This is a genomic window from Rhizobium fabae, from assembly GCF_003985135.1.
Lineage (GTDB): Bacteria > Pseudomonadota > Alphaproteobacteria > Rhizobiales > Rhizobiaceae > Rhizobium > Rhizobium pisi.
The window spans coordinates 37364-53677 of sequence record NZ_ML133649.1 but is presented as its reverse complement, the minus strand read 5'-3'; the positions used below and the strand labels follow the sequence as shown (position 1 = coordinate 53677).

General features: G+C 60.6%; 13 protein-coding genes. 10 read left to right on the top strand and 3 right to left on the bottom strand.

Features of this window, described 5'->3' with window-relative positions:
• The first annotated feature begins 2 nt into the window (after positions 1 to 2).
• The 4 genes from EFB14_RS11460 to EFB14_RS11445 all read left to right on the top strand — a co-directional run bounded on the left by EFB14_RS11460 (position 3) and on the right by EFB14_RS11445 (position 4626).
• The gene (locus EFB14_RS11460) at positions 3 to 1049 is read left to right on the top strand and encodes a branched-chain amino acid ABC transporter permease (protein WP_126825396.1); all 1047 of its coding nucleotides are present in this window, start codon (positions 3 to 5) and stop codon (positions 1047 to 1049) included.
• Positions 1050 to 1119: 70 nt separating this feature from the next.
• Complete coding sequence (locus EFB14_RS11455; protein WP_125842447.1) at positions 1120 to 2463, top strand: ABC transporter substrate-binding protein; 1344 nt, start codon at positions 1120 to 1122, stop codon at positions 2461 to 2463.
• Positions 2464 to 2571: 108 nt separating this feature from the next.
• Entirely contained in the window at positions 2572 to 3351 is a 780-nt protein-coding gene (locus EFB14_RS11450) for an ABC transporter ATP-binding protein (RefSeq protein ID WP_126825393.1), read from the top strand.
• Between the two features lie 36 nt (positions 3352 to 3387).
• Positions 3388 to 4626, top strand: a complete 1239-nt coding sequence (locus EFB14_RS11445) for an SfnB family sulfur acquisition oxidoreductase (RefSeq protein WP_126825390.1) — start codon at positions 3388 to 3390, stop codon at positions 4624 to 4626.
• A gap of 193 nt (positions 4627 to 4819) precedes the next feature.
• On the opposite strand, the gene EFB14_RS11440 is transcribed toward EFB14_RS11445, so the two are convergent.
• Positions 4820 to 5887 (bottom strand): ABC transporter ATP-binding protein, encoded by a 1068-nt coding sequence (locus EFB14_RS11440; RefSeq protein ID WP_126825387.1) that lies wholly within the window; start codon positions 5885 to 5887, stop codon positions 4820 to 4822.
• Between the two features lie 335 nt (positions 5888 to 6222).
• Between EFB14_RS11440 and EFB14_RS11435 the strand changes: the two genes are divergently transcribed.
• The 6 genes from EFB14_RS11435 to EFB14_RS11410 all read left to right on the top strand — a co-directional run bounded on the left by EFB14_RS11435 (position 6223) and on the right by EFB14_RS11410 (position 12444).
• On the top strand, positions 6223 to 7863 hold the full coding sequence (locus EFB14_RS11435) for an extracellular solute-binding protein (RefSeq protein WP_125842456.1): 1641 nt from the start codon (positions 6223 to 6225) through the stop codon (positions 7861 to 7863).
• Positions 7864 to 7935: 72 nt separating this feature from the next.
• Positions 7936 to 9054 carry a carbohydrate ABC transporter permease gene (locus EFB14_RS11430; protein ID WP_126825384.1) on the top strand — a complete coding sequence of 373 codons (1119 nt, stop codon included), beginning with the start codon at positions 7936 to 7938 and terminating at the stop codon, positions 9052 to 9054.
• The gene (locus tag EFB14_RS11425) at positions 9054 to 9965 is read left to right on the top strand and encodes a carbohydrate ABC transporter permease (RefSeq protein ID WP_125842460.1); all 912 of its coding nucleotides are present in this window, start codon (positions 9054 to 9056) and stop codon (positions 9963 to 9965) included. Before EFB14_RS11430 ends, EFB14_RS11425 begins: the two co-directional genes overlap by 1 nt.
• 16 nt (positions 9966 to 9981) lie before the next feature.
• Positions 9982 to 10998, top strand: a complete 1017-nt coding sequence (locus EFB14_RS11420) for a LacI family DNA-binding transcriptional regulator (protein ID WP_126825380.1) — start codon at positions 9982 to 9984, stop codon at positions 10996 to 10998.
• Between the two features lie 55 nt (positions 10999 to 11053).
• On the top strand, positions 11054 to 11515 hold the full coding sequence (locus EFB14_RS11415; protein ID WP_125842464.1) for an RbsD/FucU family protein: 462 nt from the start codon (positions 11054 to 11056) through the stop codon (positions 11513 to 11515).
• A complete protein-coding gene (locus EFB14_RS11410) occupies positions 11512 to 12444 on the top strand; it encodes a ribokinase (protein WP_126825377.1) in 933 nt (310 codons plus the stop codon). Before EFB14_RS11415 ends, EFB14_RS11410 begins: the two co-directional genes overlap by 4 nt.
• A gap of 48 nt (positions 12445 to 12492) precedes the next feature.
• On the opposite strand, the gene EFB14_RS11405 is transcribed toward EFB14_RS11410, so the two are convergent.
• Both EFB14_RS11405 and EFB14_RS11400 read right to left on the bottom strand, forming a co-directional pair.
• A complete protein-coding gene (locus EFB14_RS11405; protein ID WP_125842468.1) occupies positions 12493 to 14538 on the bottom strand; it encodes an SPFH domain-containing protein in 2046 nt (681 codons plus the stop codon).
• Between the two features lie 434 nt (positions 14539 to 14972).
• Positions 14973 to 16124, bottom strand: coding sequence for an ROK family transcriptional regulator (locus EFB14_RS11400; protein ID WP_126825374.1), 1152 nt, complete (start codon positions 16122 to 16124; stop codon positions 14973 to 14975).
• Positions 16125 to 16314 lie beyond the last annotated feature (190 nt).

Below are 16314 nucleotides of genomic sequence, written 5' to 3'. Positions count from 1 at the left end.
CCATGGCTGCCATCACCTCCCAACCCATCGTTTCGGCAAAACTTCCAGGCTGGATCGCGCCGCTCGCCATCCTCATCATCGCCTTCGCCATTGTGCCCTTTATCGGCTCGAGCTATCTGATCGAAGCGCTGCTGCTGCCGTTCCTGGCATTGTCGCTGGCCGGCGTCGGCCTCAACATGCTCACCGGCTATGCCGGGCAGGTATCGCTCGGCAGTGCTGCCTTCATGGCGGTCGGCGCCTTCGCCGCCTTCAATTTCAATCTGCGTCTCGAAGGCCTGCCACTTCTCGTCTCCATCGCGCTCGCCGGCGGTATCGCGGCTGCGGTCGGCATCGTCTTCGGCCTGCCAAGCCTGCGCCTGCGCGGCTTCTATCTCGCGGTTTCCACGCTTGCAGCACAGTTCTTCGTGCAATGGGCACTGACGAAGTTCGGCTGGTTCTCCAACGACAACCCGTCCGGCGTGATCGACGCGCCGAAGCTCACCATCGCCGGCATCGATTTCGACAGTTCGATTGGGCGCTACTATTTCTCGCTGATCATCGTCACTGCGCTCACCCTCTTTGCCTGGCGCGTCGCGTCCTCGCAGACCGGCCGCAATTTCATCGCCATTCGCGACAATGAGACGGCGGCCCGGATCATCGGGGTGCCGGTGCTGCGCACCAAGCTGCTCGCCTTCGCACTCTCGTCCTTCATCATCGGGGTCGCCGGTGCGCTCTGGGCCTTTGCCTACCTGCGCACGGTGGAGCCGGCCGGCTTCAATCTCGACCGGTCGTTCCAGATCCTGTTCATCGTCATCATCGGCGGGCTGGCGACGATCCGCGGCGCGTTCCTGGGCGCGGCGCTGATGGTGGTCTTTCCGGTTGTGCTGTCGCGGGTCGGATCGTTCCTCCTGGGCGATCTGTTCGATTCCGACGTGCTCGACATGAGCCAGCGCATCGTCATCGGCGCACTCATCATCGCCTTCCTGATCCTCGAACCCGATGGGCTCGCGGCACTCGGAAGGCGGCTGACCAGACGGTTCAGGCGCAGCAGCCCCGAACCCGTCGGCTGAGCAGCCACATCATCATCTTCAAAATGCATTGGGACGCCGGCAGAGCCGGTCAACAGAGGGAGTTTGTCCAATGAAAAGTCTGAAAACCACATTCAAGGCGGCGGTCGCAGCGCTTGCCATCATCGGTGGAGCCGGCTTGATGCCTGCCCATGCCGATGAGCAATATTTCCCGCTGCAGAGCTATCGCGTCGGACCTTATGCCGCTGGCGGCACCGGTTTTTTCGGTGGTTTCATCGACTACCTGAACCTGATTAACACTCGCGACGGCGGCGTGAACGGCGTCAAGCTCACCTGGGACGAATGCGAAACCCAGTATGAGGTCGAGCGCGGCGTCGAATGCTACGAGCGCCAGAAGAGCCATCCAAATGCGGCGGCGTGGAATCCGCTTTCGGTCGGCATCGCCTACGCCATGATCGACCGCATCACCGGCGACAAGGTGCCACTGATCACGGTGAACCATGGCCGCACCGACTCCACCGACGGGCGCGTCTTCCCCTATGTCTTCCCGCTGCTACTCAACCCCTATTCGGAAACCTCGGGCATCGTGAACTACCTTGCCTCTAAGGAAGGTGGCCTCGACAAGCTCAAGGGCAAGAAGATCGTCGTCCTCTATCACGGTTCGCCTTATGGCAAGGAGACCATTCCGATCTATGAATTGCTGGCCGAGAAGTATGGCTTCACCGTTCAGCAGATCGAAGTCCCCCATCCCGGCAACGAGCAGCAGTCGCAGTGGCTGACGATCCGCCGCGCCAAGCCGGATTATGTCGTTCTGCGCGGCTGGGGCGTGATGAACCCGGTGGCGCTGAAGACGGCGGCCAAAGTCGGCTTCCCCGCCTCCAAGATCGTCGGCAATGTCTGGTCGAATTCGGAAGAGGACGTCATCCCCGCAGGCGAGGCGGCGATCGGCTATACCGCGATTACCACCCAGGCTTCGGGCGAGCAGTATCCTGTCCTGCAGGAAGTTGTGAAGACGCTCTACGATCACGGCAAGGGCAATCTGGAAGACAAGAAGCGCATCGGCTCGGTCTACCACAACCTCGGCATCGTCAATGGCATCCTGAATGTCGAGGCGATCCGCACCGCACAGGAAAAGTTCGGTAAGCGTACGCTAACCGGCGACGAAGTGCGCTGGGGCTTCGAGCACCTGAAGCTCGACGAGGCCAAGGTCGCAGCCCTCGGCGCCAAGGACCTGTTCCACTCCATCAACGTCACGTGGGACAACCACGAAGGCGATGGTTACGTGACCTTCCAGCAATGGGACGGCAAGAAGTGGAACGTCGTCTCCGACTGGATCGCGCCGGACTGGAAGCTGCTGCGCCCGATCATCGAAAAATCCTCGGAAGCCTACGCCAAGGAAAAGGGCATCAAGCTGCGCACGGCGGCCGATGCTGAAGGCATTGCGACCACGAACTGACGAGTTGAGGGATGGCGCAAGCCGCCATCCCTCATCCCATAACCCGGTGCGGCAGATCCGGTTGCCTGCGCCGCGCCTCTCTTGCTGATTGATTTTGGAACGAGTGACATGTCCGACGAAACGATCCTTCTCGATATCAAGTCCGTGCATGCCGTCTACAGCAAGACCATCAAGGCCCTGAATGGCGTGAGCTTTCAGTTGCGGCGCGGAGAAATCCTCGCCCTTCTCGGGTCGAATGGTGCGGGCAAGACGACGGCCCTGAAGGCCATCTCGAACCTGCTGCCTGCCGAACGAGGCCAGGTGACGTCGGGCACGATCCGTTTCGAAGGCCGCGATGTGCTGAGCGAGAAGCCTGCCAATCTGGTTCGATCAGGCCTGGTTCAGGTGCTCGAAGGGCGGCACTGCTTCAAGAGCCTGTCGGTCGAGGAAAATCTCGTCTCCGGCGGCCTCGGGCGCTCGTCATCCAGGCGCGAGATCGCTGCCGACCTCGAGCGGATCTATGTCATTTTCCCCAGACTCAAGGAGAAGCGTCGTACGGCGTCAGGGCTGACTTCGGGCGGCGAGCAGCAGATGACGGCGATCGGCCGCGCGCTGATGTCGCGGCCACGGCTGCTTGTTCTCGACGAGCCCTCTATGGGTCTGGCACCCCTCGTGATCAAGGATATCTTTCGCTCGCTCAAGGCGCTGAACCGCGAGGACGGGCTTTCCATCCTGGTTGCCGAACAGAATTCGACGGTGGCGCTTCAATACGCCGACCACGCCACCGTCATCGAAAACGGCCTCGCCGTGCTATCGGGTTCCGCCGCCGAATTGCGCAGCCGTGACGACATCAAGGCTTTTTATCTCGGCGAAGGCGCGGCCTTCGCCCATGACAGGCCGGCGGCCTGATCCCACTCACATCCATCACCCAGAAGGGAGACCAGAATGAACGTCATTGCCAAAACAGACAGGGTTGCCGTACCCGGCGTCAAGCGGCCGGAAAAGCCTGCGCACATCATCAAGGACGACGCAGAAGCGATCGCTGTCGCCCACCGGCTCGCCGCGGAGTTCGTCAAAGGTTCCGCGGATCGTGATCGCGAGCGGATCTGGCCGGCGGAAGAGCTGAATGCCTTCTCGCAGAGCGGGCTCTGGTCGATCAATGTGCCCAAGGCATTCGGCGGACCGGAGGTCTCCTACGTCACGCTTGCAAAGGTGGTCGAGATCATCTCCGAGGCGGATTCGTCGATCGGACAGATCTCGCAGAATCATCTCGGCGTCGTAGCGGCAATCCGTACGGTTTCAGACAAAGTGCAACAGGAACTGTTGTTTGGCGAAATCCTCAAGGGCACCCGCTTCGGCAATGCTTTTTCGGAATTCGGTTCCAAACGCGCGGTCGATTTTGAAACCAGGTTTGTCGACCGTGGCGACCACGTCGTGGTGACCGGTCGGAAATTTTATTCGTCCGGCGCCTTGCTTGCCCACAAGGTACCGATCGTGGCGCTCGATGACGAGGGCCGCGCCTGGTACGCGATCGCCGATCGCGATGCGCCGGGCTTGACCGTCATCGACGACTGGTCGAGCTTCGGCCAGCGAACCACGCTCTCGGGCACTGTCATCCTGGACAACGTCAAAGTCGAAAAGGCCTGGCTGGTGCCAGGATACAAGGGCTACGACAAGCCGACGGCGGACGGCGCCATCTTCCAGATCATCCAGGTTGCCGTCGATACCGGCATTGCATCGGCAGCGATCAAGGAGACGATCGACTTCGTTCGAACGAAGTCCCGCGCCTGGGTGGACAGTGGTCTCGACCACGCCTGGGATGATCCTTACACGATCCAGGCGGTCGGCGCCCTCCAGCTTCGCCTGCACGCGGCGCAGGCACTGCTCGACAAAGCCGGACATGCGATCGACCGGGCGGTTGCCAGTCCCAATGCCGACACCGTGGCGGAAGCCCAGGTGTTCACCGCCGAGGCCAAGATCCTCTCGACCGAGATCGCTATCGAGGCGACCAACAAGCTGTTCGAACTGGCGGGCACGCGCTCGACGCTTGCCGAGCACAATCTCGACCGACATTGGCGCAATGCCCGGACGCATACGCTGCACGATCCGGTGCGGTGGAAATACTCGATCCTCGGCAAATACTTCCTCAATGGAGAGAAGCCGCCGCTGCACGCTTGGAGCTAAAGCGGGGCCCCCGTTCGGCGCCGAAACCGGAATACAGGAGTGGCGAGAGAGATCGCCACTGCCTGCTATTTCGGTGTTCTCGATGCCGAGATCGGAAACGGAGTTCTATGTTTCCGATGTCGTCGAGCTTAACGCCGTCGAAAGCCCGCCGAAGCTTTGGGCGCAAAACCTTTCAATCGGCGAGAGGCAGGGCTTAATCCGGTCGCAAGGTCTTGCCCGATACCGCATCAAAAAGATGAAGCTTCCCCGGCCGAGCGGCGATCGTCACGACCTGTCCCGGCGCAAAATCGTGCCGTTCGGAAAACACCGCGACAAGCTCGCCAGGCCCGTAGCGCAGGAACACCATCGTCTCATGGCCGGTTGGTTCGGTGACGTTGACGGTCGCCTTGAGCCCGCTTTCGGCGAGAGACAGGTGTTCAGGCCGAACGCCCAGGAGCACGGGCTGCCCGTCCGAGACCTCTGGCGTGAAACCGAGCGCAATCTCGTCGCCGGTCTCCGTGACGAAGATCGCGCCTTCGGCCTTGTAGCGGCCTTTCAGCAAATTCATCGACGGCGAACCGATGAACGTTGCCACGAACGTGTTGCTAGGGCGGTCGTAGAGTTCCAGAGGCGTGCCAACTTGTTCGATCTTGCCGCCCTGCATCACCACGATCTTGTCAGCCATGGTCATGGCTTCGACCTGGTCGTGGGTGACATAGATAGTCGTGGTCCTCAGCCGCTGGTGCAGCTCCTTGATCTCCTTGCGCATCTGCACGCGGAGCTTGGCATCGAGGTTTGACAGGGGTTCGTCGAACAGGAACACTTGCGGCGATCTGACGATGGCTCGACCCATCGCGACGCGCTGGCGCTGACCACCGGAAAGCTGGCGCGGATAGCGGTCCAGATAGGGCACGAGGTCGAGTGTCTCGGCCGCCGCCTGCAGGCGCTGTTTGATGACGTCGGCCGGCTGCTTCTGGAGGCGCAGTGCAAAGACCATGTTTTCGGCGACGGTCTTGTGCGGATAGAGCGCATAGCTCTGGAAGACCATCGCGATGTCGCGGTCCTTCGGCGGCAGATTGTTAACGACCTTTCCGCCGATCGAAATGGTGCCGCCGGTAATGCTTTCGAGCCCCGCGACCATGCGCAAGAGGGTCGACTTGCCGCAACCGGATGGGCCGACAAGCACCACGAATTCACCGTCGCGAATCTCGATATCTACGCCATGCAGGACACTTAAGGTGCCATAGGCCTTCCGTGCCTCTGAAATATTGACTTCAGCCATGTGCCTCCCACTTGCTTTAAAGCGCCCGAGCCGTCTCGGGGTCATCATGTCTTGCCGTCTATTTTCGAGCCTACGGTCGGGCAAACCGCCCTTTGCGCCTGCTCGAAAGCACCCGGCAAACCTCCTCCATGAAACGTTTCATTTCTTGTTGACTTTTTCCGCTGGCCGCCTGATGTTCGAAAACGAGACCGGGAGGAGCGGTTTCAAGCAGGATATGAAACGTTTCATTTCCGTGTTTACCAGATAGTTTTGCACCAGGCCAGTTTTAAAATCGGACTGGAGTAAGCCCGGCAGGACCGGTTGGGCACAGCGCAACAAACGTGGAGGAGGAATCCATGAAAGTCGAAATATACGATGCACTGATGCGCCGTCAGGCAAGCCGCCGTGATGTCTTGCGCGGAACGGCGAGCGCTGCGGCTCTGCTCGGCCTGTCCGGCGCAATGGGCGGAATTCCCGGCATGGCATTTGCCGCCGATGATCTGCGCGCCCAGATCCTGAAAATTCCCGGGGTAGGGAAGGGCTCGCCCACGGACGCAGACTGGCAGAAGGTGGGCGAGCTCTGCCTCGGTCCGACCAAGGCCAATGTCAAGCAGGGCGAATTGGCTGGTGTCGAGCTGACCTTCATGGGGCTCAACAACCAGAATCTGCATAACTTCCTGTTCCGCGGTTTCCTGAAGCCGTGGGAAGCCTATACGGGCGCCAAGATCAACTGGATCGACCTTGCCCAGGCCGACTACAATGCCCGCCTTCAGCAGTCGATCGCGACCGGCACGGTTGATTTCGACATTCTGGAAATGGGCGCTCCTTTCGAAGGCGACACCGCCGGGCGCGGACTGCTGGACGAGATGCCTGATTGGGTGGCAAAGCAGATCGAGGCCGACGATCTGGTGAGCTACCTGAAGCCGCCGGTCGGCACCTGGGGCGGCAAGACCTATCGCGTGACGATCGATGGCGACTGCCACACCTTCGCCTATCGCAAGGATTACTTCGGCGCAGGTTCAATCAGCGGCATGGCCGAGCCGCCGAAGACCTGGCAGGAAGTCAACGAAGCTTCCAAGGCCTTGATCGGCAAGACCGATCCGCTGACCGGCCAGCCGGCCTACGGCTATCTCGACCCGCTCAAGGGCTGGGGCGGGTTCGGTTTCTATTTCATCGAAAACCGCGCGACGGCCTATGCCAAATATCCCGGTGATCCGGCCTGGCTGTTCGATCCTGACAACATGAAGCCGCTGGTCAACAACCCCGCCTGGGTCCAGGCGATCCAGGACGTCCTGGATCTTATCGCAGCCAAGGCCTATCCGGCCGACCAGATCAATGCCGACCCTGGCACCACGGCCTTTTCCCAATTCCTGGCGGGCACCGGTGCAATGCTGATGTGGTGGGGCGATGTCGGCTCCAGCGCGCGCACCTCTGATACCTCGGTCGTGGGCGATGTGGTCGGCTTCGGCATCAACCGCGGTTCCAATCGCGTCTACAACCGCAAGACCGGTCAATGGGAAGACAAGTATAACGAAGCCCCCAACATGGCCTATCTCGGCTGGGGCATCTATGTCACCAAGCAGGTCTCCGGCGACGAGAAGAAGCGCAAGGCGGCCTGGTCTGCTGCCGCCCATCTCGGCGGCAAGGATCTGTCTCTTTGGACGTCGGCCTATCCCTCCGGCTTCCAGCCCTACCGCCAGTCCAACTTCAACTACGACGAATGGGAAAAGGCAGGTTACGACCGCGCCTATATCGAGGACTATCTCGGTTCGAACGCCGACAGCTACAACCATCCGAACGCTGCCATCGAACCGCGCATACCCGGTATCTTCCAATATTATTCCGTTGCGGAGGATGAGCTGGCGAAGGGTTTTGCCGGACAGTACAAATCGGCACAGGAAACCGCAGATGCAATTGCGGCCGCCTGGGAAAAGATCACCGACCAGATTGGCCGCGATAGCCAGCTGAAACTCTATCGGGCGAGCCTCGGGCTCTGATCACTTGATTAAACGCGCTGGCGGGTCGGAAGCGATTCCGCCAGCGTCCATTCTGTCCGGGCGAGGAATATCATGTCGACAGTCGAAGGCGACCTGCTCCACACCGTCGAAGCCGGCTCCATTTCCGCGAGCCGTCGTTTTTGGGGCCGCTTAGCTCTGTGGTTGAGCGCCATATGGTTCATAACATCGTTTGTATTGCAGGGCGCCCATGAACTGGCCTGGATCGATTGGGGCTTCGCGAACTGGCGTCCGGTTCTTTATGCCTATTTTCTCTGGGCCGTAGTTCTTTGCGTCACCCGCGTCGTCATTTATGGCGAGACGGGCAAGAAGGCGCTTTTTGTTCTGCCGGCTGCGCTTTTCGTCGTGTCGATGGTGGTATTTCCGCTGCTCTTCGCGCTCTGGATCGGCTTTTCCGATTGGAACCTCGCCTCCTCGACCGGACGGCGGTTCAACGGCCTCGACAATGTTCGCCGGATGATCGCGGACCCGTTCTATGCCAACGCCCTGCTCAATATGATCCTGTATTGCCTGGCGATCGTGGTCGAATATGCGATCGCCTTCGGTCTGGCCTTGCTGCTCAATCAGGAAATCCTTGCCCGCAAGTTCTGGCGCGTCACCTTCCTGGTGCCCTTGATGCTGTCGCCGGTGGCGGTGAGCTGGATGGTCGGCAAGTCGATGATGGAGACCCGTTTCGGCCCGGTCGCCCGCTTCGCCCGCTGGCTCGGCTGGGAAAATCCCTCCTTCTTCGGCGATCCGCTGACGGCGCGGCTCTCGATCATGATCATGGATGCCTGGACCTTCATTCCCTTCATGATGATCATGCTGCTTGCCGGATTGCAGGCCTTGTCCAAGGAGGTGCTGGAGGCGGCCGAAGTCGACGGCGCCACCAAGTGGCAACGCTTTTGGCAGGTGATCTTCCCGCTCATGCTACCGGTGTCGGTAACGGCGGTGATGATCCGCATCATCTTCAAGCTCAAGCTTGCCGACATCATCATCACGGTGACATCGGGCGGCCCCGGCGGGGCAACCGATTCCGTCACTAGTTTCATTTATCGCGAATACCGCGACCGTTCGAATGTCGGATATGGGACCCTGCTCGCGCTTGTCTATCTGGTCATCATCGTCCTTGGTATGACGGTGCTGATGAAAATTTCCGACCGTATCGTGAAGCGGATGACAGGAAGGCTCTGATGGTTCGGATCGATTTCGATAAATACGCGCGCGGCCAGCGCATTCGCTGGTGGGCCATGCGCTTCGCCGTCTACAGCCTGCTCGTCATCTGGGCATTCGTCTGCATCTTCCCGCTGTTCTGGACGGTTTCGACCTCGTTCAAAACCGCCGCGGATGTCATGCGCGGCAACCTGGTCCCCTGGTTCAACTTTGCGCCCAACTGGCTCGGATGGCGTTCGCTGGGGCTCTCTCCGGATACGATTTCTCAGATATCGACGGTGCGTGACGAGTTCATGCGCAGGCTCTGGAACAGCGTCATCATTTCCGTCACGGCATCCGCCCTTGCGGTCCTACTCGGATCGCTCGCGGCCTATGGCCTCAGCCGCTTTTCCTATAAGTTCGGCCATATGCGGAACGCCGACATTTCCTTTTTCTTCCTGTCGCAGCTCATTATGCCGCCCGTCGTCCTCGCCCTGCCGTTCTTGGTTCTCTACAAGGAGCTGGCGCTGCTGGACACTTATGTGGGGATGATCGCGGTCTATACGCTGATGGTCCTGCCGATTGTCGTCTGGATCATGCGCGACCAGTTCGCCACCATACCGGTAGAGCTCGAGGAGGCTGCGCTCGTCGACGGTCTGTCGATCTGGGGCGCGTTTGCCCGCATCATCGTGCCGCTCGTTCTGCCGGGCATGGTTGCCGCGTTCCTCCTGGCGCTGATCCTGTGCTGGAACGAATATTTCTTCGCGGCACTGCTGACGTCCACCAACACCAACACATTGCCGGTGATGATTGCCAGCCAGACAGGCAGCCAAGGCATCAATTGGTGGTCGATGGCTGCCCTTTCCACCGCCGGTATCCTTCCGCTAGTGGTCGTCGGCGTCGTGCTGGAAAAACACATCATCGCCGGAATGACCGCGGGCGCGGTGAAGTAGCTGCGGGATATCGAAAATGTCAAAGATGCCTACAGTCAAGGATGTCGCCCAGTATGCGGGCGTCTCTGTGGGCACCGTTTCGCGTGTGCTGTCGGGCGAAGCCGCGGTCAAGACCGCACTGCGTGAAAAGGTCAACGACGCCATATCGGCGCTCGGTTACCGGCCCAATGTGACCGCGAGAGCACTGCGCACCAGCAGAACCGATGTCATCGGCCTCGTCGTTCCCGACATCACCAATCCATTCTTCGCGCAGCTTGCGGCAAGCGTCGAGCACGCGGCGCTCGAATGCGGGCATAGCCTCATGCTGGCAAGTTCGCATGACGACCGGGCGGCGGAACAGAGCCACGTTTCAGCCTTCCTCGACCGGTCGGTGCGCGGCATCATCGTGGTGGCTTCGAGCGACGGCTCGGGCCTCCATCTGGAGGCAGCGGTCCCGATCATCTCGCTGGACCGGCGCTTCGGCACCTTTCCCCTAGTGTCGACCAACCATGCACAGGCGGCCGCGCTGATTGCGGACCATCTCCATGCGCTCGGGCACCGCCGCATCGCCTATATCGCAGGACCGCCCGACACCGAGGCGGGGCGCATGCGCAAGGAAGGTTTCGTCGGCCGCATCGATCGGTTCGCTGAGATCGGCGAACCCGTTGAACTGGAAATTGCCTATGGCAGGTTCGACTACGAGTCCGGTGAAAGAATTGCCCGCGAGCTGCTTTCACGCCCGCCACAGGACCGGCCCACGGCCATTGCGGCAGCCAGTGACCAGCAGGCGATCGGCGCGCTGCGCGCTGCCCGCGACCTCAAGATCGACGTGCCGCGAAAGCTGTCGGTCACAGGTTTCGATGACATTTCGCTCGCCAATCTCGTCGTGCCGCGGCTGACGACCATACGCCAGCCGGCCGACATGCTGGCACGGCGCGCGGTCGCCCTTCTCCTCAGTGAACCACCGGGCACGGGAGACGAAATGGTTGATGGGTCGCTGATCGTGCGCGGTTCCAGCGGCCCGTGTCCGCAACCCAAGGCGGATCGCGCCTGATATAAAAATTGAAGCACGGCCGGTGCTCCGGCCACGAGAAAAGGATGGAAGATCAATGCTCAAGGGGATTAGAGCCGAACTCAACGGCGACATTCTTCAAGCCCTTTGCAACATGGGGCACGGTGACTATCTCGTCATTTCCGACACGAATTTTCCGTCGGATTCGATAGCCCGTCAGACCCGCCTGGGTAGGCTGCTGACCATGGAAAACATTTCCGCGCCGCAGGCGATCGATGCGATCCTTTCCGTCTTCCCACTGGATACACCAATCCAGCCTTCGGCGGGTCGCATGGAAGTGATTGGCAAGCCGGATGAAATTCCGCCGATCCAACAAGAAGTCCAGGCCATTGTCGACCGCGCCGAAGGCAAGCCGTCGCCCATGTATTCCGTCGAACGCATGGCGTTTTATGACATTGCCAAGAAGGCCTATTGCGTCATCGCAACGGGAGAGCTGCGGTTCTACGGATGCTTCCTTCTGACCAAGGGTGTCATTCCGGCGGAGGACGCTGTGAGATGAGCGCGAGGAGCGGGATCGTCATTCTGGGCATTTTTGCCGCCGACACCGCCTACAAGGCAAAGCGCCTGCCCCATATTGCCGAGACGCTGATGGGGTCGGGCTTCACGCTTGGGCCGGGAGGCAAGGGCTCCAACCAGGCAATTGCCGCGGCCAAGGCCGGCGGCAAGGTGACCTTTATCTCTCGGGTCGGCAATGACCCGTTCGGCGAGATGGCCCTTGCGGCCTATGCGGCGGCAGGCGTCAAAGCCAATGTGATGACGATGGACGGCGTTTCCACCGGCGCCGCCTTCATCTTCGTCGACGAAGTGAGCGGCGACAATGCCATCATCGTCGCGCCCGGCGCTGCAGGCCTTATCGGCATCGAAGATGTCGATGCGAACCGGGCGGAGATCGAAAGCGCCGCCATTTTCATGACCCAGCTCGAGCAACCGCTCGAGGCGGCCATGCACGGCCTTTCGATGGCGAAAAGGGCAGGGGCCACGACGATCTTCAACCCTGCGCCTGCCCGCGCCATTCCGGACAGCATCTACGGCTTGTGCGATTTCATCGTACCCAATGAGGTGGAAGCGGCCGAATTGGTGGGCCATGCGATCGAAACCGATGAGCAGGTCCGCGCGGCGGGCCGCACGCTGCTGGATCGAGGAGCGCGAGCGGCGATCATCACGCTCGGCGCACGCGGCGCATTTTATCACACTGCCGGGCAGAGCGAATTCGTACCCGCGTTTTCGGCGGGTAGCGTCGTCGACACAACCGGGGCCGGCGACGCCTTCCTCGGCGGTTTCGCGACGGCGATTTCTGAAGGACAGCCGCCGATCGAGGCCATCGGTTTCGGTTGCGCGACCGCTGCAATCGCCGTGACACGCCCGGGTACGGCCCCGGCCATGCCGTCGCGCGCCGAGATTGCCGCCTTGCTGCGCTCCTCTCGGTAGCGCATAGGCAAGATGCAAAATGGGCCGGCAGAGCCGGCCCATCCACAATCAATTCTGCTCGACCGGCGCCGGTATCGCAGCCGGCGAACCCTGCCGTCCCAGCCGGTCGGCGACCAGCATCGACAGCATCATTTCCACCAGACCGTTTGCACCGCCCTTCTCGCCGCCGCCACCGCCGACCTGGATCTGCGGCACGAGCGGCAGCCTGCCGTTCTCGATCGCTTCGGCAAAGCGCATCAGCACCTGCGAATTGAGCTGGTAGTCCGGACCGCCGAAGGCAGCCACCTTCTTCTCGGTGGCTTCGGCTTCCGCCAGACCGATGGCGCGCACCTTCTGGGCATCGGCAAGACCGGTCGCCTTGATACGCTCTGCATCGGCAAGTGCGATCGCCTTGATCCGGTCGGCCTCACCAAGGCCGGCGAGCCGGACCTTTTCCGCTTCGGCCTTGGCGGTGACCTGAATGGTCTCGGCCTGCTGGCGGGTGCGGGCGAGCTGTGCCTTACCATCGTTCTCGCTGATCTCGATGGCGAGCGCCGACGTTGTGATCTTGGCCTGTTGCTCGGCCAGCGCTTCCTTCTCGCGCAGTGTCCGCTCCTGGACCGCCGCGGCTTCCTGCAGCTTGTAGGTCTCAACCTTTTCGACCGCGATCTGGCGTTCGCGCAACTGGATCAGGATCTGCTCGATGCTGTTCTGGCCATTGGCGGCGCGCGGCGTGCCGATCAGCACCTCCTGCAGTTCGAGACTGTAGGAGGCGAACTTCTCGCGCATTTCGTCGCCGGATTTGCGCTGGATTTCGCTGCGCTCCTGCAGCAGTTCGATCAGGGTCTTGGTCTGGGCGATATTCTTGAAATAGGCCGAGACCATCGGATCGAGTGTCTGCTCGACGAGCCGCTTGATATCGCCGAAGCGCTGCACCACCAGCGGCGCCTTCATATAGTCGATATGCACGACGACCGAGAGCGGCAGAACCGGTTCGAATGCGTCCCTGGTGATCAACGACACTTCCGAAAGGTTCTCATCAAGGCGATGTTCACCGAACTGTTCCTTGGTCCACTTGAGCACGAAGTTGGTCGTCGGCACGATAACGATGCCGCCTGCATAGGTGTTGAAGGCGTATTTGCCTGGCAGAAGCGGTGTCGACCAAACGCCGCGCGAACCCCGTTCGACCAGTTCGCCGTGCCTGTAGGACTGGCCGGATATGTCAGCGCTGCGGCGGCCGGTATAGGAGACGACCACACCCACGGTGCCGACGTCGATGATCGTCTTTTCCACGAGTTCGATGGTCGCGAAAATGCGATTGAGGAAGTAGCTGCCGTCGGCGAGAACCTGCAGCTGCCGGCCCCGATAGCCGCCGGCATTGAGGAATTTCTCGGGGTCCTGGAAATTGTTGTGAAAGTTCGGGTCCCTGGGATCATTGGCGACCGTCGGCGCAATGATCTCGCCGTCCGGCAGGGCCGGGCCATCATGGACGGTGACGATGCCGATCATGTCATCGGCGTCACGAATGACGACCGGCTCGAAACCATCCCGCTCCGCGATCATCTGCGACATTTCCGAAAACAGTTTCTGTTCGGAGGCGCCGAGCGCCACGGCATAGGTCGACTGCGCAGTGAGCACGATGAATTGCGCGAGATTGATGGCATAAGTGCCTTCGCGCAGGATCTTGCGCTGCGGACCCTTTTGGCCGCCCTTTTCCAAAAAGGCGCGCACGTCCTGGAAATCGCCAGCCTCGGTATTTGAGGCTAAGGTCTGAGTGGGCGGCAGCGGGTTGCCATCGCGGGCGAAGACATAGCCGATCTGGCCCTGCGGAATGGTCACCAAGTTGGCGCGATGCATCGAATATTGGAACGGCATGAAGAAATGCAGGCCGCCGCGCACGACTTCCGGCTGGAAACCTGCTTCGCCGTTCAGCGCGATGAAGCCATTGTCGACGGAGCCACGGAAGCTCCATAGCTTCTCGAGGATGCCGAGCCTGTCGTTCGGGATGTAGCGGATGACGCCGCTCCACCAGAACAGAATTGCCAATACGATGATGAAGGCGGCGAATTCGATCGCCCGCCATTCCATCGGACTCAGATATTGTACGGTATCCATATTTTCTCTCCTATGGGCGCACGGGTTCGTCCACCCGACGGCCGCCCGGTCGGTTGCTGGTTGATAAGACGGGGAGATTGCGCGCCTATGCGTACGACGCACGAAGTCGGTCGCGAACGCCTGGGCTGCTCATTGTCTGGGAAAATGACCGCGCGTCCCTGGTCCCCACCGAGGGACGGCGTGGTCGTGTGTGTCTCACATCGGAGTTGCCTTGATAGACATGACGACGAACGACGTAAGGATTGCGCCTATAGGTTTAAAGATGTGTGATGCGGAAATCGGACAAGTACTTCCAACGATTTCGATATTTCGAGCATTCAATTCACTGAATTATGTCTTTTCGCTCGATTGTTTTGGCAAGCGTTACTTTGCCAGTCATTCGCGCAAGCCCGGACAGCGCGTCTGCTATCGAAGTTCGTGATCTTCCGATGGCCTCAGAGAACGGTCTCGAAAAGCGGGATCAAAGCCGCGCCAATTGCACCGGGGGCATCGACGATCTGAGCCACGGTAAGGCCGGGGACGTCACGCAGGACGCCATGTCGAGGCAGATTGTTGAACTCGGTCCGTTCGATGAGCATTCTTGCCAGTGAATGCGGAAGCTCGCCGCCAAGCACGATCAATGCCGGGTCGAAGACCGCGCAGATCGCATTGATGGCGCGATTGTGTGCCGGCGCCACGCGATCGACCCACTCCGCAACGCCGTCCCAATCCGCCAGCGCTTCGTTTTTCAAGTCCTTCAGCGTCAGGTCCACGCGCCCCTTGGCACGAAGATGTTGAAGCAGAAGGCTGAGGGCAGGGCGGTCGTCGTAATCCTGGCGCCCGAAGAGAACGGAGTATTCACCGGCATTGCCGAAACTGCCGCGAAACGGCATGCCTCCGCAGACGAGGCCGCCGCCATATCCGTGAAGATGGGCGATATAGGCGAAATCCGCGACATCGCGGCCGACACCGAAAATGGCTTCGGCCAAAGCGGCGGTTCTGGCCACATTGTCCGCCCAGACCGGTAGGCCCAGTTGCTTCCCAAGCAGAGGCGCCAGATCGATCAATGACCAATGGGCGAGCGGCAGAGGGCAGTTGAAGGCCGTTTCCAGCATGCGATGGCCACTGACTGCGAGGCCGACCCCGAGCACATCGCGCCGCTCGGCCCCGCGGCGGCCAAGAAGCTCTTCGACGGCGACATCAATCCGCTCCATCTCCAGGGTGAGCGAGGATCCCTCCTGCGGAATTTCCATGTTTTCCAAAGGCTCTCCGAAACCCATGAGGCAGAGGCCGATCGAGCCGACGTTCACGGAAATGCCGAGCGTCAAACACCAATCCTTGCAAAGTGTGAGTTCGGGGCTGGGCGGTCCCGGGCGACGGGTTTCCGATGTGGAAAAAACAATCATTCCCCGATCGTGAAGCTGCCGGACGATCCTGTGCAGCGATTGCTGGGTGAGATCGAGCGGCTCGGTCAGGTCGGAGCGTTCGATCCCCGGGGATTTCCAGATCAGCCGCAAAAGGTCCCGTTCATTGCGGGAAGCCACTCGCGCAGGTTGAAATTCCCGCAAGAAATGCGTCGCAACGTGGTCTAATGGAACGTACTTCATTTCTCGATCGTTTTGATTTACACTGCAGGTGTGAAACCTGCTTAGGGAGTGCTTTGCTTTCTGTCAAATCAAGGATCGATCCCCGACCTGTAGGTCCTGCTTATCTCATGGAGACTGGCCAATCCAGCCGAGATGAGGGCTTCGCAGGGACGAGGGGACCGGCCGAGTGCAGGATGGGAGAGGGCGGTTA